Consider the following 2,035-nt stretch of genomic DNA (forward strand, 5'->3'; position numbering starts at 1 on the left):
CGCCCCGCCCGACGCCCCGCCGCCCGCCGACGCCTCCGCGCCGGACCTGCGTGACGACGGGCCGTCGTCAAGCGAAGAAACCTCTACCCGCGAATGCCGGCCCATGTCGAAAAACCCCTACTGCTTGTAGCTGGCGAGGAAGTTGCCCAGGCGCTCGATGGCCTCCCGCAGCTCACGTGCCCACGGCAGGGTGACGATGCGGAAATGATCCGGCGTCGGCAGGTTGAAGCCCGTGCCGCCGACCATGAGGATCTTCTCCTCCCGCAGGATGTCGAGCATCAGCTTCTCGTCGTCGTGGATCTCGTGGACCTCCGGGTCCAGCTTCGGGAACGCGTACATCGCGCCCATCGGCTTCACGCAGCTCACGCCCGGAATCGAATTGAGCCCCTCCCACGCGACGTTGCGCTGCTCCAGCAGCCGCCCGCCCGGCAGGATCAGATCCTCGATGGACTGGTAGCCGCCCAACGCCACCTGGATGCCGTGCTGCGCCGGCACGTTCGGGCACAGGCGCGTCGACGCCAGCAGGTTGATGCCCTCGATGAAGCCCTCCGCGTGGCGCTTCGGACCGGTCAGCACCATCCAGCCGGCGCGGTAGCCGGCGACGCGGTACGTCTTCGACAGGCCGTTGAACGTGATGCACAGCAGGTCCGGGGCCAGCGACGCCGTCGAGATGTGCTCGGCGTCGTCGTAGAGGATGCGGTCGTAGATTTCGTCGGACAGCAGCAGCAGCGAATGTTCGCGCGCGATGTCGACGATGCCCTCCAGCACCTGCCGGCCGTACACGGCGCCGGTCGGGTTGTTCGGGTTGATGATGACGATCGCCTTCGTCCGGTCCGTCACCTTCGACCGGATGTCCTCCAGGTCCGGCGCCCAGTCCTGTTCCTCGTCGCAGCGGTAGTGCACGGGTTTGCCGCCGGCCAGCGTCGTCGCGGCGGTCCACAGCGGGTAGTCGGGGGCGGGGATGAGGACTTCATCGCCTTCGTCGAGCAGCGCCTGCGTCACGATGGAGATCAGTTCGGACACGCCGTTGCCCAGCCACACGTCGTCGACGTCGAAGCGGGGGAAGGTGGGGTCCATTTCGTAGCGCGTGACGACGGCGCGTCGGGCCGAGTAGATGCCCTTCGACTCGGAGTAGCCCTGCGCGTGCGGCAGCGCCCGGACCATGTCCTGGACGATGGTGTCGGGGGCGTCGAAGCCGAATTTCGCGGGGTTGCCGGTGTTGAGCATCATGATGCGGTGGCCGTCGGCCTCCATCTGCTCGGCCAGCGTCGACACGGGGCCGCGGATGTCGTAGAGGACGTTGCGCAGCTTCGACGACTGGTCGAGGGGCTTCAGCGGGGTTCGGCGCGGGTGGTCCATGCCGCGGCGTTGGGCGACGCGGGCGGCGCGGGTTTGTTCGGCGCGGGCGGCGCGCAGCAGTTCGGCGGATTTGCGCAGCGCCTTTTCCTTGACCTCGGCGGGGTCGGGGGCGGTGGCGTGGTCGGCGGCGTCAGAAGCGGCGGTTGCGGCGGCGTCGGCGGTGGGCGCGGGGGCGGCGGTCGCGTCGGTCGCGGGGTTGGCGGTGTCCGGGTTGCCCGGCTGGTCCTGGGGGCGCTTCTGGTTGTTCACGCGTTAGAGTCTGCCACTTCGGGTGGCCGGGGGAGAAGTGTTCCGGTGGTCCGGGTGTCGGCCGGGGTGGCTTCGCGGGGCCCGTCGGTTGGCGGAGAATCGCCCAGAACGACTCACTTTTCGCGGCGTTTGCCCAGGGCGCGGTGAGTCGTTTCGGGCGATTCGTGCGCGCGTAGTGGTCGGGGCGCATGCGAAAGGAGGAGGTTCCGGGTGGAACCTCCTCCTTCGCTTTTTCCGGGATGCTTTACGACGTCCCGGTCACGTCATCACCGGGCGTTGCGCCGCGAGAATCCCGGGAGCGGGACGCCCTTGTCGTTGCGGGGCATGTCGGTGGCCGGGGCGGCGGGAGCGGCCGGGGCCTCGGCGGCCGGGGTTTCGGCCTCGGGTGCCTCGGGGGTCTCCTCGACCGGCTCGGCGGGCGCGTCGG

Annotated in this window: 1 protein-coding gene; it reads right to left on the reverse strand. The window is 69.5% G+C overall.

Annotated elements, in window-relative coordinates:
* Positions 1–117: 117 nt before the first annotated feature.
* Positions 118–1,359 carry a pyridoxal phosphate-dependent aminotransferase gene (locus tag HMPREF3121_RS03105; RefSeq protein ID WP_070519784.1) on the reverse strand — a complete coding sequence of 414 codons (1,242 nt, stop codon included), beginning with the start codon at positions 1,357–1,359 and terminating at the stop codon, positions 118–120.
* Positions 1,360–2,035 lie beyond the last annotated feature (676 nt).

The organism is Corynebacterium sp. HMSC11E11, from assembly GCF_001807025.1.
Taxonomy (GTDB): domain Bacteria; phylum Actinomycetota; class Actinomycetes; order Mycobacteriales; family Mycobacteriaceae; genus Corynebacterium; species Corynebacterium freneyi.

Coding starts and splice junctions, on each gene's coding strand:
- HMPREF3121_RS03105 (WP_070519784.1), bottom strand. CDS start 1,359: ATGGACCACCCGCGCCGAACCCCGCTGAAGCCCCTCGACCAGTCGTCG.